This is a genomic window from Paraburkholderia sp. BL6669N2 (genome assembly GCF_003387275.1).
Taxonomy (GTDB): Bacteria; Pseudomonadota; Gammaproteobacteria; order Burkholderiales; family Burkholderiaceae; genus Paraburkholderia.
In genome coordinates, this window is sequence record NZ_QUNA01000002.1 from 1,201,113 (window position 1) to 1,218,763 (window position 17,651).

Sequence of the window (17,651 nt, forward strand, 5' to 3'; positions counted from 1 at the left end):
ATCTCGTCGTTCCTGTTACGTACGCCAACTGTTGGACCGGAGGAGCATGATGAATTCACTCACCGACCGCACGTCGGTCACGCGGCGCCGCACGCCGCTCAATCGTTCGCAGATCGCAGGTTTTTGGGGAGCGTGGGCCGGCTGGACGCTCGACGGGATGGACTCGTTCATCTACGCGCTCGTGTTGACGCCGGCCCTGACCGAACTGCTGCCGCGTTCGGGTTATGCGGCGACGCCGGCGAACGTCGGTCTGGCCGGCTCGATCCTGTTTGCGCTGTTCCTGGTCGGGTGGGGCCTGTCGTTCATCTGGGGGCCGCTCGCCGACCGCTACGGCCGCACCAAGGTATTGGCCGGCACAATTTTTACGTTCGCCATTTTCACGGGACTCGCGGCGACCTCGCATAACGTGTGGGAACTCGGCATCTATCGCTTCATTGCGGGCGTCGGCATTGGCGGCGAGTGGGCGCTGGCCGGGACCTATGTGGCCGAAGCGTGGCCGGAGGATCGGCGCAAGATGGGCGCCGGTTATCTGCAAACGGGCTACTACGCCGGGTTCTTCCTCGCCGCGGCGCTGAATTACACGGTTGGCGTGCATTACGGCTGGCGCGCGATGTTCCTGACCGGCGCGGTGCCGGTGGTGGTCGCGATTCTGATCCTGCTGCGGGTGAAGGAGTCGGAGAAATGGGAGAAGGCCGAGGCGCGCACCGTGCGCACCAAGCCGCTGCGCGAGATCATGGGACCGGCTTATCGACGCCGCACCTGGGTCGCGTGCATTCTGCTGACCATCGCCATCATCGGGTTGTGGGCGGGCGCGGTGTACGAGCCGTCCGCCGTGATCCAACTGGCGACCAAAGCCGGCATGGCGAAGAACGACGCGATCAAAACCGCTTCGCTGGCCACGGGGTTGCTGTCGATCGCGACGATCCTCGGTTGTCTCGCGTTACCGCCGCTTGCCGAGCGCATCGGCCGCAAGAAGACGCTGGCGATTTACTTTGTCGGGATGGCCGTGGCGATCGTCGGCAGTTTCGGCTGGGCGTTTTACTTGCCCAATGGGCTTGCGCCGTTTATTGCGTGGCTGTTCGTGCTGGGTTTCTTCGGCGGCAATTTCGCGCTGTTCAGCTTGTGGCTGCCGGAGCAGTTCGAAACCCGCGTGCGGGCGACGGCGTTCGCGTTCTGCACGTCGTTCGGACGGTTCGTCGGCGCGGGCGTCAACTTTCTGCTCGGCGCAGCGGTGCTGCATATGCATACGCTCGGGGTGCCGGTGGCGTTGACGGCGATCGCCTTTATCGTCGGGCTGTTCGTGATTCCGTTTGCGCCGGAGACGAAGGGCGAGGTGTTGCCGCAATGAGGTTGGCCGTTTGGCTGAGTGGCGGGTGGGGTGACGAACGGGCATCCTTTTCATCCGTTAGACGACGTATTTTTCCGCTGTTCCGAGTTTGCTGATTTGTACAGAACTCCGTACAATGATTGCCGATGGCTTCGAGGCGTTTCCGCTCCGTGCCATCGGCTCACCCCGTGGTCCCGCAGTGCGGCCATCCGTTCGGCGGTGGAATCGTCCCTAACTTTTGACAGGAGCGACTGGAGGGCAACCTCTCAGGTCGAGAAACGAATGAACGTCCTTACTTACAGCGAGGCGCGTGCCGGCTTTAAGCAAGCGATGGACGACGTCTGCCGCGATCACACACCCATGCTGATCACGAGGCAGACCGGCGAAAACGTGGTCATGGTTTCACTCGAGGATTTCAATGCGATGCAGGAGACCCTGTATCTGTTGAGTTCGTCGAAGAATGCCCAGCGGCTCGCCAGGTCTATCGCCCAGTTGAATGCCGGCAGTGCGACTGCTCGCGAACTGCTGAACGATGAACAAACAGAAAAGCCGCAACGAGGAGGCCGCAAAGGCTGACAGCATTTTTATGTTCACCGACGACGCGTGGGACGACTACCTGTATTGGCAGGAGACCGACCGACAGGTCTTGCGCAAGATCAATACGCTGCTGGAGGAATGCCGGCGCGATCCTTATCGTGGCACGGGGAAACCGGAGGCGCTGCTTGGGAGTTTGAGCGGATTGTGGTCGCGCCGTATCACACTTGCCGACCGCCTCGTCTACTTGCCGCGAGAGGGAAAGATCTACGTGATCGCCTGTCGCTTCCACTACGACCGCTGAGAGAAACCGGGCGCATGTGCCCGGTTTTGTTCAATGTTTCGACTGACGGCCGGATGCGCTGGACTCTCAATCCACCTGCCGCCGCACCCGTCCGCCGGGCCGCAACAACGAAAGCAGCGGCCACCCCAGATTCACTCCAAGACTCGCCACCACGATCAGCACCATGCCCGCCAGTTGCGGCATCGACAGCGCCCGTCCATACACGAGCGCATCGACCACGATCGCCGTCAGCGGATACACGAACAGCAACACGGCGATGATCGGCGTGCTCAGCTTGGGCAGCGCGCCGTAAATCAACACATACGAGAGCCCCGTATGCAGTACGCCCATGCCGACCAGCCAGAACCACTGCATCGGCCCGATATGCACGGCGGTCAGCGGCGCGATGAACGGCAGGCACACCACGCCGACCGCGCACTGCGCGAGCGTCAGCAGATGCGGCCGCAGATTACCGAGCCCTTTGGCGATCAACGTGACGCTCGCATACAGCACCGACCCCACCAGCGCTTCGCCGATGCCGATCAGATAGCTCGTATGACCCTGCAGATTCTCCGTCGCCGCGACGCCCGACGCGAGCACGAGCCCGACGAAAGCGGTCGCGATCCAGCCGAGCCGGTCCACGCCGAGCCGCTCGTTGAACAACGCCGCGCCGATCAGCACGACCCAGAACGGCTGCACATGAAACACCACGGTGGCCACCGCGATGCTGGTGCGATGAATCGCATCGAAGAAACCGACCCACTGCGTGACCATCAGCACGCCCGTGATCAGCGCCAGCGTGACGGTGCGCCGCGTGAAATGCGCGCGCGTGAAGAAGCCTTTCCACGCGCAATACGCGGCGAGCGAGAGAAAGCCGAACAGGCAGCGAAAGAAGACCAGCGTCAGCGCGCCGAGCCGCGCTTCCTCGACGAAGATCCCGAGCGTGCCCATCAGAAGCCCGCCGCTGGCCAGCGTGATAGCGCCTTGTTGACGTTGGGTGAGGGACATGCGCAACGGCTCCGTGAATGGATGCGATGAGGTGATGTCCCGAGTATTGCGCGTCTTGCATGGCGCGGACAAACGAATTAAATTGAGCAATTCCATAAGCTGGATTGATAAATCATGCATCCCGAATTCGACGTCGATCTGCTGCGCACCTTCGTCGCGGTGGTGGAAACGGGCAGCTTCACGAAGGCGTCGACGACCGTGCATCGTTCGCAGGCGGCGGTCAGCATGCAGATCAAGCGGCTCGAAACCATGCTCGGCACGACGCTGTTCGCCCGCAACACACGCAATCTATCGCTCACGCGGCCGGGCAATACGCTGCTCGAATACGCGCGGCGTGTGCTGGCGTTGCATGAGGAGGCGTGGTCGGCGATCGTACGGCCGGAGGTGACCGGACGCGTGGTTCTCGGCGCGCCGGACGACTACGTGTCGTCGTTGCTGTCGCCGGTGTTGCGGCGCTTTTCGAATCTGTATCCGCACGTGGAGATCGAGATCGTCTGCGCGCAGAGCACGTCGCTCGCGCCGATGCTCGCCGACAACAAGATCGATCTCGCCTTCGTCACGCGCGACCGCAAGCTGCGCGGTGAATTCGTGCGCAGTGAGCCGATGGTGTGGGTGGGGGCGTCGGTGGATACGCCGGTTCTGGCGGCCTCGCCGCTGCCGGTGGGCCTCTATGAGCCCGGCTGCGTGGCGCGCCAGCACACGCTCGCCGCGCTCGACGGCGCGCGCATTCGTTATCGCGCCGCGTTCAGCAGCGCGAGCCTGATGGGACTGGTGGCGACCGTGGATGCGGGTTTATCGGTGATTGCGCTCACGCGTTGCAGCGTGCCGCCGCGGTTCGCGATTCTCGGCGAGGCGCAGGGCTTGCCGAAAATCGCACCGCTCGAAATCGTGGTGGCGCGCAGCGCCAAGTCGGATCGTCCGACCTGCGATTATCTGGCCGCGCAGATGATGCAGGATCTGTCGCAGAGGCCTCAGGCTCAGGCACGCGCGTAGGCCGTCACTTCGCCATCCACCGCGAGCCGCACCTGCTCGCCCGGCCGCGGGCAAAGATAGCCCGGCACCCGCGCGCGGACCATCGTCCGTGTGTCCGAACGCAATTGCAGCGCGACGCCCGCGTCCTGCCCCTGAAAGATCACTTCCGTGACAACAGCGTCATAAGATGCCGCCCCGTTGGGCATTGTTTCATCAGCGCGCAGCAGACGGATCTGCTCGGGCCGCACCATCACGTCGACAGCGCCCTGGCCAATCGGCCCGGACAATGGCAATTCACCCAGTTCGCAACTCACGCGATCCCGCGTGGCCATGCCCGGCAGCAACACCGCCTCGCCGACGAACGATGCAAGCTCGCGCGTCACGGGCCGGCGATAAAGCGTCTCCGGCGTCGCCGTCTGGATCAGCCGGCCGTTCCACAACACCGCCACTTCATGCCCGAGCGACAACGCCTCAGACTGATCGTGCGTGACCAGCACAGCCGTCGCGCCGGTCGCGGCCAGCGCGCTTGCCACGGCTTGCCGCGTTTCGAGCCGCAACGCGGCGTCGAGCGACGAGAAGGGTTCGTCCAGCATTACGAGTGTCGGCGAGGGCGCGAGCGCGCGCGCCAGCGCGACGCGTTGCTGCTGGCCGCCCGACAACTGCTGCGGCGCGCGTTCGCCGAAGTTCGCCGGCAAGCCGACCAGTTCCAGCAACTCGGCCACGCGGTGCCGCGCGCGCCGCTGGGCACGAGGCAAGCCGAACACGATGTTGTCCGCCACCGACAGATGCGGAAACAGCGCGCCTTCCTGCGGCACATAGCCAACGCGCCGTTGTTCGGAAGGCACATGCAGACCGTCGCCGACCACGCGGCGGCCGTCGATTTCCACACTGCCACTATCGGCGCGTTCGAAACCGCACAGCAAACGCAATAAGGTGGTCTTGCCGCTGCCCGACGGACCCAGCAGCGCCAGCAGCGTGCCGCGTTCGACGGAGAGGTCGATGCCGTGCAGCACAGGCGTGCCGTCGAATGATTTTTGCAGCCCGCGGATACGAAGTTCGCTCATGAAAATCCGATGGTATAAGCGCGGCGCATTAGCTGCGTTCGCCGAGTAGTGCCGATTTACCGAGCAACGCGAACAGAAGGCCCGAGGCGAACAGCGAAATGCCGGTGAGCAACGCGGCGTAGGGCGCTGCGGCGGCGAACGCCATTGTCGAGGTGTCGGCCCAGACCTGGGTGGCGAGCGTCTGCGTGTCGAGCGGGGAGAGCAGCAGCGTGGCGTTCAGTTCGGTGACGACCGAGATGAACACCATCGCCGCGGCCGCGCCGAGTCCAGGCCCGGCGAGCGGCAAGACCACGCGGAACAGCGTCTGCGACCAGCTCAGGCCGAGCGCGCGCGCGGTCTCTTCGAGACGCGGCTGCGCTTGTATGAAGGCGGCGCGCACACTGACCAGCGCAAGCGGCATGAACAGCATGGCGTAGGCGATCACCAGCAGCGTCGCGCTCTGATAGAGCGGTTGCAGCGCATGCACGGCGAGCGACACGATCGCCAGCGCGATCACCAGACCCGGCACGCCTTGCGCGAGAAACACGGTGCGTTCGAACAAGGTCGCGAAACGCGTCGGATAGCGCACCAGCAGAAACGCGAGCGGCACCACGAGCAAGGTAGTCAGCAACGCCGCGGCGAGGCCGAAGCCAAGCGACGAGACCGTGGCATTGAACAGCAATTCAGGTGAGACGTCAGCCGGTGTGACGGCCGCGGCGCCAGGCTGCGTGAGCCAGTAGCCGATCATGGCGAGCGGCACGCCGAGCGTCGTGATCGAGAGCAACGCAAAACCGGCGACGACGACCCAGCGCCATACGCCCAACTCGTAGCGCAAAACCGCGCGACGTGTCCCGCGATCGACGCGTTCATAACGCGCCGCACCGCGCACGCGAAACTCGAAGGCCAGCACGATCAGGCAGATCACGATCAGCAGACATGCGAACAACGAGGCGCCGCCGCCATCGAAACTGGTGCGGAATTCCGCGTAGATCTGCGTGGTGAACGTGCGAAAGCGCAGCAGCGTAAACGCGCCGAACTCGGACAATACACCGAGCGCGACCAGCAGCATGCCGCCGAGCAACGCGGGGCGCAGTTGCGGCAGCACCACGCGAATAAACGTGGTCCAACGGTTGCAGCCCAGTGCGCGCGCGCTTTCTTCGAGCGCGGGATCCATGCCGCGCAACGCGGCGGCGACCGGCAGATAGACGAGCGGAAAATACGCGCAGGTCAGCACGAGCAATGCGCCGTTGAAGTCCTGCAAGTCCTGGCTTAGCGAGACCCACGCATAGCTCGAGATAAACGCCGGCATGGCGAGCGGCGCGGCGCTCAACACGGCCCACGCGCGGCGCCCTGGCAAATGCGTGCGTTCGACGAACCACGCAGCCGCCGTGCCGATCACGGCCGACACCAGCGTGGTCGAGACGGTGATCATCAACGTATTGATCAGCAGTTCGCCGACCAGCGGCCGGAAGATCAGGTCGACCGCCTCGCCGACGCCGAAGCTCGCGGCGCGCCAGAACGTAAACGCAATCGGCAGCAACACCAGCAAAGCGCTAAGTGCCGCTGCCGCGAACAGACCGCGCGGCGCGCGCGAACGCGCGCGCGCCGGGACGGTGGAGGCAGCCGGTGGCCCGGCTGACAAAGCTTCGCTCATTACAGCAGGCCTGCCTGGCGCAGCAGCTTGCCGGCCTGGCTGTCGTCACCGAGTTGCTGGATCGTCAGCGGCGGCGGGCTCAGTTCGGCGAACGGCTTGAGGATCGGGTCCGGTGCGACGCCTGCGTGCAGCGGATACTCGAACATCACGTGGCTCTTCGCCATCAGCTCCTGCGCGCGGTCGCTCACCAGATACGCGAGAAACTTCTGCGCGCCGTCCGTGTTGTGCGCGGACTTCAGCACCGCCGCGCCCGACACGTTCACCGCAGCGCCGGCGTCGCCGTTGCCGAAGTGATAGATCGCGCTGCGAGTCTTGCCGTCGCCGAGTTCGGCGTGCAGGCGCGCCCAGTAGTAGTTGTTGATCAGACCGGTCGCGACACCGCCGCGGTTCACGGCGGCGACCACGCCTTCGTCGTCGTCGAAAATTTGTGCGTTGGCTTTCAGGCCCTTGAGCCATTGCACCGTTTGCGCTTCGCCCTTCAGTGCGAGCACGGCGCTCACGAGCGGCAGGAAGTCGCCATCGCTCGGGGCAATGCCGATCTTGCCTTTCCATTCCGGCTTGGCGAGATCGAACAGCGATTGCGGCAGTTGCGATGCCTGCACCTTGGTGGTGTTGTAGGCGAGCACGTTTTCACGCGCGGTCACCGCGACCCATGCGCCGCTCGGCGAGTTGAAGCGCGTCGGCACGGTGGCGAGCGTCGAGGGGTCCACCTTGTTCAGCAGACCCTTCTCTTCGAGCAGCATCAGCTCCGGCGAGTTCTCCGTGAAGTACACGTCGGCGGGCGTGGCGGCGCCTTCGGCGACGATCTGCGCGGCCATGGCCGGGCCTTCGCCGTTGCGGATCTTCACGGAGATGCCCGACTGCTTTTCGAAGTCCTTGGCGAGCAGATTGACGACCTGCTCGTGCTGCGCGTTATACAGCGTGATCGACGCGGCTGCGGCCGCCGAGGGCACCGTCGCGACAGCGGCCAGCGTGAGGGCGACCGCGCTGCCTAGCGTATTGGCCAGGACACGCAGACGCGTGCCAAACGAGTTGTAAGCCATGATCCAGAAGTCCGTTGTGATGTTGTTTTGATCTGTGTTTTGTCGACTGCGTCTGCTTTACGTCTCGAACAAGCCCGCTCCGATATACGAACCCGGCTTCGCGCCCGGCGGCACGGCGAAGATCGCGCTGCCGACGTGCGTGGTGAACTGGTTCATCATGTCGAACTTCGCGAGCCTGTCGTTGATCGGGATGAAGCCGGTACGCGGGTCGCTTTGATGCGCGATAAAAATCAAGCCCGCGTCGTACTCGGTTTCCTGGCGCCATGGCGGCCAGCGCTCGATGTAGAAGTTCGTGCCGTCGTTATACGAGTACGAACGGCGCAAGATTTGCGCGCCGTTGTTGCTCGCCTGATTCGACAGACGCACGTGCGAGTTCTCCGGAATCACCGGATTGCCGTCCTTGTCTTCTTCCTTCAGGTCGACGGCGTCGAACTCGTTCTTCTTGCCGATCGGCGCGCCGCTGTATTTGTGGCGTCCGAACACCTGTTCCTGGAAGTCCAGTTCGGTGTTGTCCCAGTGCTCCAGCGTGATGCGGATGCGCCGCACGACGGTGTAGGTGCCGCCTTCCATCCACGGCGCGTCGGCGCTGGCGCCGGCCCACACGAACTGGTTCATCAACGGCGGTTTGGCAGTGGACGGATTGTTGGTGCCGTCCTTGAAGCCCATCAGATTGCGCGGCGTCTGACCGCGCGGACCCGACAGAAAACCGGCCTGGCCCCAGCGCATCGCCGCCGTGCCATACGCCATGCGCGACAATTGACGCACCGCGTGAAACGCCACTTGCGCGTCGTTCGCACAGGCCTGGATGTACAGATCGCCGCCGGTCTTTTCCTTGATCAACTGGTCGCCGTTAAAGCGCGGCAGATCGACGAGCGCGGCGGGGCGGCGCGCCGCGAGGCCGTAGCGATCCTTGCCTTCATGCGTGAAGAGACCGGGGCCGAAGCCGAACGTGATCGTCAATCCGTTGGGGCCGAGACCGAGCACGTCGCCGGAATCGGGCGCGGCTTTATTCTGGTCCGCATCGCCGGTCGGCAGCGGCGCGGCCGTGCCGCCTTGCGTGAGGCGCGCGGCGGCGTCGGTCCAGGCGCGCAGGAGTGCGATCACGTCCTCGCGCTTCTCGGTGGTTAGATCGAGCGCGGCGACATAGGTATGACTCTGCTGCGGCGTGACGATGCCGCCCTGATGCACGCCGTAGAACGGCTCGACGGCCATCTGCGGATCGGCAAGAGCATGCGGCTGGGTTTTGCCGAGCGCGTTCTGGGATGCTCCCAGACCCGCGCCGAGGCTCGCGCCCGCCGCGACCGCGGCGCCGCCGGCCTTGAGAAACCCGCGCCGTGACGGCCGCGGGGGGTGATCGTTTGCCATGATTACTTCACCTTCGTTCGGCTTTGGAACAGTCAGCTTATTTCGCGAGCACCAGCGTGTTCACGTCGTCCTGCACGTAGTAGAAACCGTCGCCTTCAGGCGTCAATGCGAGGCCGAACAGGTCGCCGTTGCCCGGAGGCGATTGCGCCTTGTCCGTGTCGATCCAGCGCGCGTAGATCTGCTTGCCGCTGGCCGGGTCGATTTCGACGATCTTGCCGTTCAGCGCGTTGGTCACGAGCAGGTGGCCGTTGGGTGCGGTCACCATCGCGAGCGGCCGGTGCAGCAGGCCGTCGGCGGTCAGTTGACGGCCGACGCCCGCGCTCGTGTCGCGCGTCATCGGTTCGTCGATTTCGGTGATGCGGTTACCGATCGCGTCGGACACGTACAGCAGTTTCTGATCGGCCGAGAGCGCGAGTCCGGTCGGGCCGACGAGGAACACGCCCTTGTCCGCCTGCGCGCCGAAGCCGCTGCCCACCACCGTTTCCTTCTTCACGACCGGCGGCTTGCCGGCCGGCACGTCGAGGTCCAGACGCAACACGGTGGCCTGCTTGAACACCGGCGGATTGCCGTCCGCACCGCCCACGCCGAAGCCGGCCATGCTGACGAACAGCGTCGCGCTGCTGCCGTTGTCGACGACCGCCATGTTGCCCCACGGATCGTTGATGTTCGGGCTGCTGATGGTCGAGGCGACCTTGCCTTGCGGATCGATCACGATCAGACAGCCGGCGCCCTTGGTGCCGGTGGTGCCGTCGTTGCTCGGCGTGCTGCCGATAATCACATAGCCGGACTTGAGCATGGTCATCGCGGTCGACAGGCCGATGCCGCCCGGGCATTCCTTCAGATCGCGCGGCACCGTCGCGAACACCGTCATCTCTTTGGTGTCCGGGTGATAGTCGATGATCGTGCTGCCGGTGCCCTGCAGATTGGTGGAGTTATTGAAGTTGCCGACCAGCACGTCGCCTTGCTTGACCGTGCCGGCCGAGACCGGCGCGACCACCACCGCGTACGGATTCTGGTCGCCGTTGCTGGGCACGGTGTTGATCAGTGTGGTGTGGTGCTTGACGGTTTCAAGGAAACCTTGCGGCTCGGCCTGCGCGCTGCCGGCCGTCACGAATGCGGCCGCACCGAGGGCGGCGGCAAACAGCGGCCATGCGAGGGCCCGCGCGGCGCGCGGCGAAAACCTGCGCCTGGGAGTGTTCACGATTGAGCCTCCGTGCCTGCGCACAAAGCGGTGGTTGCGGTCATGATCGAAAGCATGGGATTCGATATTGTCGATAACGTGTGAATTGGGCGCGAACGTCATCAGAAGTTGATGTTGGTCCGCACGCCGATGACGAACGTGTTGCGCAGCGGCTGCGTCGGATCGTTCGGATTCTGGCCGGCGCCGGCGTTGAACGTGTATTGCGCGTCGGCTTGCACTTGCCACCACGGATTGACCTGGTACTGATAGGTCGCCTCAAGCGCGGTTTCGCTGGTGCGAACGCCGTACGGGCCGTTGCTGAATGCGCGGGTGTCGGCGTCGAGCCCGTTCACGTGGTTGCCGACCTTGATATAGGTGAGCGCGAGGCCCGCGCTGTCGTTGTCGCGTCCGGCGAACGGCGCCTTCATCACCACGCCGAGGTTGGCGGCGAGGCTCACCAGGTTGCGGTCGCCGGGCGCGCCCATCACGCGGGCGAATACGCCGATGCTGCGCGGTTCATCAGGGTCGGGGCGCCAGATCATCTGGTCGGCCACCGCGTAAATGCTGTAGTCGCCGTGATGATTCTGGGCGACGCCGCTCGTCGCCGGATTCGCGAGCGACAAGCCGGTGTTGTCGTAGCGTTGGTCCGCGAAGCTGCCGTTGTTGTACCAGACGCCGAGTTTGTAGGTGCCGGGCAAACCGCCGCCGCCCGCGCCGACCATTTCGCCGTCGGCCGGCTGGTTGATCGCGTACTGCAACTCGCCGATGAACAGCGTGCCGTTGTGCAGGTTGAAGTTGGTGCCGCTCTTGTTGTTCGGGTTGTTGCCGAGCGGGTCGCCGTCGTACACACCGGCCAGCGCCGTCAACGAAGGCGTGATCTGGCCGCGCACGCGCACGCCGAGGTCGGACAGCGGGTACGCCGGGCCGCCGGACGGCATGTCGTACGAAGGCAGGGCGGGCCAGCCGAACATCGTGTTGACGAACAGCGCCGAGTACTGGCTCGTGATGAATTCCTGGTCGATACTTTGCTGACCGATCTTCACGTCGATGCGTTTGTTCAGGAACGATTGCTGGTACCACAATTCCCACAGACGGGTCGCGTCGTCCGCTTCGATGCCGCTCGCCGTGTTCAGCGTGCCGAGCTTGTTGGCGCTGAGATTGGCGCCATGAATCTGCAACGCGCTGACGTTAAACAGGCCGCCCGGCAGGCCGAACGCTTTTTGCGTGTCCAATTGCACGGTGCCGGTTGTCAGGCCGTCGTAGTCGGCGCCTTTCGCGAGACCGCCGCGCAAATTGGCGAGCACTTCGCTGGTCTCGGTGAGCGTGAAGGTCACGCCGTATTTGCCGAGCCAGGGGCGCAGGCCGCCGATGTCGCCGAGCATCTGCTGGCGATTCCAGAAACCGGTCCACTGGTTCGTCTGGGTCGCCTGAATCTTCAGGTCGGCCTCGGGCGCTTCCGGCGCAGCGTCGGGATTGGCTTCGGCCATGGCGACGCCGGCCGTCAGCGACGCCCACGCGAACGCCGTGCAGAGCGCGGCACGCCGCATCGAGGGCAAACGCGAACGGCGCGTGAGATCGGCGCGCGTCGCGAAATCGCGAAACGGACGCGCTGCTGCGCCAGGTCCGTTGAAATGGGCGAACTTCATCGAAATCCTTATTGGTGTTGTATCGACTGATCTAAACCATCGCGGCGCGTCGCCGCTTGCCCGCGATGTGCCGTATCGGTTCGCGACGCCCGGCACGGTAGATGGCGAGATCGTACGCATGCGACCTTGGGGAGTCAACACAAATGAGAACGATTCGCATCAATATTACTGACATATAACTTTGTTCTTTACGGACTGCTACCAGACGGCATTTGCACGTAATTTGCGGTGAATATCAACGTAATGAAAACGAATGGAAGCGGTCATATCCAGAGCGGCCGAGCTAACCACAACGGGTATGCAGGGGATGCGATATGACAAAACGCAGGGTGTCGGCGGCGTCGAACAGCGACTACGAAAACCGGTCAAGGCCGCCGCAGCGAGTTGACCGCAAAAGCAGCTATGATCGACTCCCGAACCGCACAGAGACGCGTGGCCAGCAAGCGTCCCGCGCGCAAACCCACACCGGAACCCTGCCGATGTCGCACACAGTGAATCTGGACAACTACTTCGCCCGCATCGGCTACGAAGGGCCGCGCGCTGCAACGCTGGAAGTGCTTCAGGCGCTTCACCGTTTGCACCCGCGCGCGATCCCGTTCGAGAACCTGAATCCGCTCACGCGGCGCGCGGTGAAACTGGACCTCGAATCGGTCGAACGCAAACTCGTCACCGAACGCCGCGGTGGCTACTGTTTCGAACAGAACGCCCTGTTCGCCGACGTGCTGATGCAGTTAGGCTTCACGGTCACGCCGTTGCTTGCGCGCGTGCTGTGGGGCCGGGAATCGGACACGCCGCCGCCGCGCACGCATATGGTGTTGCGCCTCGACATCGACAACGAAGCCTGGATTGCGGATGTGGGCTTCGGCAGCGTGACGCTGACCGCGCCGCTGCGCCTGACCGCCGGTCTCGCGCAGCCCACGGAACTCGGCACGTTCCGTCTCGCCGACGCAGCGCGCGAGGCGCTTTATCTTGAAGTCCAAGCGCGCGACGAAAGCTGGGCGCGGGTGTATCGCTTCGATTTGCATCCGGTCGAGTGGATCGATTACGAAACCTCGAACTGGTACACGTCGACTTCGCCGGAAGCGATTTTCGCGAGCACGCTGATCGTGTGCCGCGTGTTGCCCGAAGCGCGGCTCGCGCTACTCAACGACCAACTGAGCGAGCGCGCGGCCGATGGGCGGCTCATCAGCGAACGGCAACTCAAGAGCGCCGGCGAACTGGCGGCGTGTCTGCGCGATCAGTTCGGCATCAACACCGGCGAGCTCGACATCGCCGAGATATTCGACCGCGTGCGCACGGCGGCGCAAACCACGTAGCAATCACAACGCCATGGTCGCGCGCCTCATCTTTCAAACGGTGGTCTGGCTAGCGGGCATGGGCGCGCTGCTGTTCGGCGCGGCGGGCACCTTTGCGTGGCCGGCCGCGTGGTGGTATGTGATCGAACTGGGTGTGCTGAGCCTGTGGATCGGTTTGTGGCTGGCGCGTCATGATCCCGGGCTGCTCGCCGAGCGGCTGTCGCCATTCGTGCAGGCGCAGCAAAGCCGCTGGGACCGCATTTTCATGGTGAGCGTCTCAGTGGCATGGTGCGGCTGGCTGGTCCTGATGGCGTTCGACGCGATGCGCTTTCACTGGACCGCACCATTGCCCGTCGCGCTGGTCAGCCTCGGCTCGCTTTGCGTGGCGCTCTGCCTCTTCATGTGCCGCTTCGTATTCCAGGCCAATAGCTACGCCGCGCCGGTTGTGAAGATCCAAGCGAGCCGCGGACATAAGTTGATCGACACCGGGCTTTACGCGCACGTCCGTCACCCTATGTATTCCGCCGCGCTGCTGCTGTTCCTCGGCACGCCCTTGCTGCTCGGCTCGTGGTGGGGCCTGGCCTTCGTGCCCGTCATGGTGATCGGCGTCGGCTGGCGCGCGGTGCGCGAAGAGCGCGTATTGGCCGCGCAGCTCGACGGTTACGCGGACTACATGACGCGCGTGCGCTATCGCTTCGTGCCGTTCATCTGGTAGGGCGCAACGGGCCCGAGGCGCGCTAGCGCGTATTGGCTCAGCTTGCATCAACCTGTCTAGACAAAATGGCTTGCGCTCGCTCGCGCAGCGACGCACGCCAATCATATTTCCCGCATTAAGAACTCCCCGCAAAGCCGCGCCGCGCAGTGTCGACTAGGGGCTTACCCGATGATTCCGCTAATTTCTCGCAAATTCTCTTGCGACCGCTTTTTGACTCATGCAGACTTGTCTATACAAATTAAGCAGCGATTAAACATCCGGTTCGACGGTTTCCTCAATCAAAGGAGTTTCGACGTGAAAGTGAAGCGCTCAACGGCAGCAAAAGCATTGATCGGCGCCGTGCTCGGCGCCGCGGCGATTTTCGCGGCACCGGTGCAGGCCAAAGACTGGAAGACGGTGACGATCGCGCTCGAAGGCGGCTACGCGCCGTGGAATCTGACCTTGCCGGGCGGCAAGCTGGGCGGCTTCGAACCCGAACTGGTCGCCAACCTGTGCGAGCGCATCAAGCTGCAATGCAATCTGGTGGCGCAAGACTGGGACGGCATGATTCCCGGTTTGCAAGCGGGCAAGTTCGACGTTCTGATGGACGCGATCTCGATTACGCCGGAGCGTGAAAAGATCATCGCCTTCTCGAAGCCGTACGCCGCCACGCCCGCCACGTTCGCTGTCGCCGATGCGAAGGTGCTGCCCAAGGCCGCGCCGGGCGCCGGCGTCGTCAAGCTGTCGGGCGACCCGAAGGCCGACCAGCCGACCGTCGACGCGTTGCGCAAGCAGTTGAAGGGCAAGACCATCGGCATCCAGTCGGGCACGGTCTACACCAAGTTCATCAATGACGGCTTCAAGGACATCGCCACGATCCGCGTCTACAAGACCTCGCCCGAGCGCGATCTGGATCTGGCCAACGGCCGCATCGACGCCTCGTTCGACGACGTGACGTACTACGCCGCCAACATCGACAAGAAGGAAACCGCGTCCATCGTGATGGCCGGCCCGAAGATCGGCGGCCCGATCTGGGGCCCGGGCGAAGGCCTCGCGTTCCGCAAGCAGGACGCCGACCTGAAAGCGAAGTTCGACACCGCGATCAGCGCCGCGCTCGCCGACGGCACCGTCAAGAAGCTCTCCGACAAGTGGTTCAAAACCGACGTCACGCCTTGATTCGCCTTCACGTTAAGAGGTAACGGCAGGCGCGCGTGGCGACAACCTGCGCGCGCCGGCCGGTTCGATCCGCCGTAACGGATAAGAGGTAGGAAATGGCTCTGATACAGATGCTCGGCTTCGGGCCGGAAGGCTGGGGCGGCGTATTGCTGCTCGCGGCGTTGATGACGGTGGCGCTCACGCTCGCGGCGCTCGCGGTCGGCGCGGTGTTCGGCGCGCTGGTGGCGGCCGCCAAGCTGTCGCGCTTTCGCACGCTGCGCGTGATCGGCGATATCTACACCACGGTGTTTCGCGGCGTGCCTGAACTGCTCGTCATCTATCTGTTCTATTTCGGCGGCTCGACGCTCGTCACGACCGTCGGCCAGTGGCTTGGCGCGGAGGGCTTCGTTGGCGTGCCGCCGTTCGTGGTCGGCGCGCTGGCCGTGGGCATGATTTCGGGCGCCTATCAGGCCGAGGTGTACCGCTCGGCGGTGCTGGCGGTGTCGCGCGGCGAACTCGAAGCCGCGCGCTCGATCGGCATGCCGACGCTGACCATGGCGCGCCGCATCCTGATTCCGCAAGTGCTGCGTTTCGCGTTGCCCGGTATCGGCAACGTGTGGCAACTGAGCCTGAAGGACTCGGCGCTGATCTCGGTGACGGGGCTCGCCGAATTGCTGCGCACGAGCCAGGTGGCGGCGGGTTCCACGCATCAATACTTCACGTTCTTCGTCGTGGGCGGCGCGCTCTATCTGCTCATGACCAGCATCTCGAACCGCGTCTTCAACCGTGCCGAAGCGCACGTGGGCCGGTCCTTCAAGCGCAACTTCGCGCGTAACTGACAAGGGCGGCCATCATGCATTTCGACTTCGACTTTCTGTTCGACACGATCAAGCAATTGCTCGGGGCCGTGCCGACCACGCTCGGCCTGTTCTTCTGCTCGCTGATTCTCGGTGGCCTGCTTTCGCTCGTGATCGTCACGATGCGCGTGTCGCCGCACTGGCTGCCGAATCGCTTCGCGCGCGCTTATATCCTCGTGTTTCGCGGTTCGCCGCTGCTGATCCAGATGTTCCTCGTGTACTACGGCATGGGCCAGTTCGGCGTGATCCGCGAGAGCTTCCTCTGGCCGGTGCTGCGCGAGCCCTACATGTGCGCGGTGTTGTCGCTCGCGCTATGCACGGCCGGCTATACCGCTGAGATTATTCGCGGCGGTTTGATGGCGGTGCCGGTCGGCCAGATCGAAGCCGGTTATTCGATCGGCCTGTCGGGCTTCGCGCTGCTGCGCCGCGTGATCGGCCCGATCGCCTTGCGCCAGTGTTTGCCGGCGTATTCGACTGAAGCGGTGCTGCTCGTCAAATCGACGGCGCTCGCGAGTCTCGTCACCGTGTGGGAAGTCACCGGCGTCGCGCAGCAGATCATTCAGCAAACCTATCGCACGACGGAAGTCTTCATCTGCGCCGCGCTGATCTATCTGTTCCTGAATTTCGTCATCGTGCGACTGCTCGGCATGCTCGAAACGCGTCTGTCGCGCCATCTTCGCGCGGCGCGTCCGCAGGCCGCGGCGAACCGCCCGGTTTCCGCCACCACCGAAGCACGCCGCGCCGCGCCCTGAACGGCCGCCCATCCTGGATGAATCTGGAGAATCCCATGAACGCTACGGCACCCGTTGCACTGTCGGTCAAGAACATTCACAAATCGTTCGGCGATCACCACGTGCTCAAAGGCATTTCGCTCGACGCCCATCAGGGCGACGTGATCTCGATTCTCGGCGCGAGCGGTTCGGGCAAGAGCACGTTCCTGCGCTGTCTGAATCTGCTCGAAACGCCGGACGATGGTTCCGTCTCGCTCGCCGGCGAAGAGCTGAAAATGAAGCGTCGCGGCGACGGCAAACTGCAACCGAGCGACCGCCGCCAGGTGGACCGGGTGCGCTCGCAACTCGGCATGGTGTTTCAGAACTTCAACCTCTGGTCGCACATGACCGTGCTGGAAAATCTGATCGAAGGGCCGATGCGCGTGCAAAAGCGCAGCCGTGCCGAATCGGTGGAAGAGGCGGAAGCGCTGCTGGCGAAAGTCGGCCTCGCGGAAAAACGCGGCCACTATCCGGCGCATCTGTCGGGCGGTCAGCAACAACGCGTGGCGATTGCGCGCGCGTTGGCCATGCATCCGAAAGTGATGCTGTTCGACGAGCCGACCTCGGCGCTCGACCCCGAACTGGTGGGTGAAGTGCTGCGCGTGATGCGCTCGCTGGCCGAAGAGGGCCGCACCATGCTGGTGGTGACGCACGAGATGGGTTTCGCGCGCCATGTTTCGAATCGCGTGATGTTCCTGCATCAGGGGCAAGTGGAAGCCGACGGCACGCCCGACGAAGTGTTCGTCGAATGCAAGTCCGATCGCTTCCGGCAATTCGTTTCGAGCCATCAGGACCGCACCACCAACTGATCAGCATCACCAGGTA

The 17,651-nt window shown here is 64.0% G+C and carries 17 protein-coding genes; 10 read left to right on the top strand and 7 right to left on the bottom strand.

The window, feature by feature from the left end:
• Positions 1-49 precede the first annotated feature (49 nt).
• The 3 genes from B0G80_RS27945 to B0G80_RS27955 all read left to right on the top strand — a co-directional run bounded on the left by B0G80_RS27945 (position 50) and on the right by B0G80_RS27955 (position 2,165).
• A complete protein-coding gene (locus B0G80_RS27945; RefSeq protein WP_181196531.1) occupies positions 50-1,348 on the top strand; it encodes an MFS transporter in 1,299 nt (432 codons plus the stop codon).
• A 261-nt stretch (positions 1,349-1,609) separates the two neighbouring features.
• Positions 1,610-1,903 (top strand): type II toxin-antitoxin system Phd/YefM family antitoxin, encoded by a 294-nt coding sequence (locus B0G80_RS27950; RefSeq protein WP_106280509.1) that lies wholly within the window; start codon positions 1,610-1,612, stop codon positions 1,901-1,903.
• Entirely contained in the window at positions 1,860-2,165 is a 306-nt protein-coding gene (locus tag B0G80_RS27955; protein WP_408968408.1) for a Txe/YoeB family addiction module toxin, read from the top strand. Before B0G80_RS27950 ends, B0G80_RS27955 begins: the two co-directional genes overlap by 44 nt.
• A gap of 66 nt (positions 2,166-2,231) precedes the next feature.
• Here B0G80_RS27955 and B0G80_RS27960 read toward each other — a convergent pair whose 3' ends face one another.
• Positions 2,232-3,152: a DMT family transporter gene (locus tag B0G80_RS27960; protein WP_116123740.1), complete on the bottom strand. Its 921-nt coding sequence runs from the start codon at positions 3,150-3,152 to the stop codon at positions 2,232-2,234.
• A gap of 114 nt (positions 3,153-3,266) precedes the next feature.
• On the opposite strand from B0G80_RS27960, the gene B0G80_RS27965 reads away from it, so the two are divergent.
• The gene (locus B0G80_RS27965) at positions 3,267-4,145 is read left to right on the top strand and encodes a LysR substrate-binding domain-containing protein (protein ID WP_116121266.1); all 879 of its coding nucleotides are present in this window, start codon (positions 3,267-3,269) and stop codon (positions 4,143-4,145) included.
• Here B0G80_RS27965 and B0G80_RS27970 read toward each other — a convergent pair.
• The 6 genes from B0G80_RS27970 to B0G80_RS27995 form a co-directional block, all read right to left on the bottom strand.
• A complete protein-coding gene (locus B0G80_RS27970; protein ID WP_116121267.1) occupies positions 4,130-5,188 on the bottom strand; it encodes an ABC transporter ATP-binding protein in 1,059 nt (352 codons plus the stop codon). The two genes, B0G80_RS27965 and B0G80_RS27970, sit on opposite strands and share 16 nt — an antisense overlap.
• Before the next feature lie 28 nt (positions 5,189-5,216).
• Positions 5,217-6,821, bottom strand: a complete 1,605-nt coding sequence (locus tag B0G80_RS27975) for an iron ABC transporter permease (RefSeq protein ID WP_116121268.1) — start codon at positions 6,819-6,821, stop codon at positions 5,217-5,219.
• Positions 6,821-7,864 carry an iron ABC transporter substrate-binding protein gene (locus tag B0G80_RS27980; RefSeq protein WP_116121269.1) on the bottom strand — a complete coding sequence of 348 codons (1,044 nt, stop codon included), beginning with the start codon at positions 7,862-7,864 and terminating at the stop codon, positions 6,821-6,823. Before B0G80_RS27980 ends, B0G80_RS27975 begins: the two co-directional genes overlap by 1 nt.
• Before the next feature lie 57 nt (positions 7,865-7,921).
• Positions 7,922-9,229 (bottom strand): iron uptake transporter deferrochelatase/peroxidase subunit, encoded by a 1,308-nt coding sequence (efeB, locus tag B0G80_RS27985; RefSeq protein WP_116121270.1) that lies wholly within the window; start codon positions 9,227-9,229, stop codon positions 7,922-7,924.
• A gap of 37 nt (positions 9,230-9,266) precedes the next feature.
• Entirely contained in the window at positions 9,267-10,430 is a 1,164-nt protein-coding gene (locus B0G80_RS27990) for a hypothetical protein (RefSeq protein WP_408968412.1), read from the bottom strand.
• 101 nt (positions 10,431-10,531) lie between these two features.
• Positions 10,532-12,055 (bottom strand): carbohydrate porin, encoded by a 1,524-nt coding sequence (locus tag B0G80_RS27995; protein WP_116121271.1) that lies wholly within the window; start codon positions 12,053-12,055, stop codon positions 10,532-10,534.
• A 479-nt stretch (positions 12,056-12,534) separates the two neighbouring features.
• Between B0G80_RS27995 and B0G80_RS28000 the strand changes: the two genes are divergently transcribed.
• The 6 genes from B0G80_RS28000 to B0G80_RS28025 all read left to right on the top strand — a co-directional run bounded on the left by B0G80_RS28000 (position 12,535) and on the right by B0G80_RS28025 (position 17,635).
• Complete coding sequence (locus B0G80_RS28000) at positions 12,535-13,371, top strand: arylamine N-acetyltransferase (RefSeq protein ID WP_116121272.1); 837 nt, start codon at positions 12,535-12,537, stop codon at positions 13,369-13,371.
• A gap of 13 nt (positions 13,372-13,384) precedes the next feature.
• Positions 13,385-14,065 carry an isoprenylcysteine carboxylmethyltransferase family protein gene (locus tag B0G80_RS28005; RefSeq protein WP_116121273.1) on the top strand — a complete coding sequence of 227 codons (681 nt, stop codon included), beginning with the start codon at positions 13,385-13,387 and terminating at the stop codon, positions 14,063-14,065.
• 294 nt (positions 14,066-14,359) lie between these two features.
• The gene (locus tag B0G80_RS28010) at positions 14,360-15,220 is read left to right on the top strand and encodes a transporter substrate-binding domain-containing protein (protein ID WP_106280530.1); all 861 of its coding nucleotides are present in this window, start codon (positions 14,360-14,362) and stop codon (positions 15,218-15,220) included.
• 95 nt (positions 15,221-15,315) lie between these two features.
• The gene (locus tag B0G80_RS28015; RefSeq protein WP_116121274.1) at positions 15,316-16,038 is read left to right on the top strand and encodes an ABC transporter permease; all 723 of its coding nucleotides are present in this window, start codon (positions 15,316-15,318) and stop codon (positions 16,036-16,038) included.
• A gap of 14 nt (positions 16,039-16,052) precedes the next feature.
• A complete protein-coding gene (locus B0G80_RS28020; RefSeq protein ID WP_106280534.1) occupies positions 16,053-16,808 on the top strand; it encodes an ABC transporter permease in 756 nt (251 codons plus the stop codon).
• A gap of 35 nt (positions 16,809-16,843) precedes the next feature.
• Positions 16,844-17,635 (top strand): ABC transporter ATP-binding protein, encoded by a 792-nt coding sequence (locus tag B0G80_RS28025; protein ID WP_012426714.1) that lies wholly within the window; start codon positions 16,844-16,846, stop codon positions 17,633-17,635.
• Positions 17,636-17,651: the final 16 nt, after the last annotated feature.